Raw genomic sequence first — 431 nt, 5'->3', positions numbered from 1 at the left:
GCCGAACACGCCCTGCAGGATGACCAGGGCGAGCGTCCACCACGCGAGGCGGCGCACGCCCGGACGGGCCTCGTCGAACTGCGTCCAGAAGGCCATGACCAGGATGAAGAAGCCGACCACGGTCGCGATCATCCGGTGGCCGTGCTCGAAGATCACCCCGCCCGTCATCTTGGGCAGCCAGGTCCCATAGGACAGCGGCCAGTCCGGAACCGCCATCCCCGAGTTCGTCGAGGTGACCAATCCGCCGGCGACGAGCAGCAGGAGCGCAGAGCCCGCGTTGACGAAACCGAGGGCCCGGCGTCCGGAGGCGATGCTAGGCGGCGACGCCGTAGTCATAAGGGTGTTCGGTGACGACCGGAGGAGTCTTGAAATTGCCGTGCGGCGGCGGCGAGGGGGCCTTCCATTCGAGCGTCTTGGCCTCCCACGGGTTG

1 protein-coding gene is annotated in these 431 nt (G+C 68.0%); it reads right to left on the bottom strand.

Annotated features, from left to right (window positions below; all coding sequences use genetic code 11):
• Positions 1-336 (bottom strand): COX15/CtaA family protein (locus EJJ37_RS19930; protein ID WP_204596875.1); only part of this gene is annotated, 336 nt, incomplete at its 3' end.
• Positions 337-431: the final 95 nt, after the last annotated feature.

Origin of the sequence: Clostridium cuniculi (assembly GCF_004353185.1) — a bacterium.
GTDB classification, from domain to species: Bacteria; Bacillota; Clostridia; order Clostridiales; family Clostridiaceae; genus Clostridium; species Clostridium cuniculi.
This window is presented reverse-complemented; position numbering and strand designations above follow the sequence as displayed.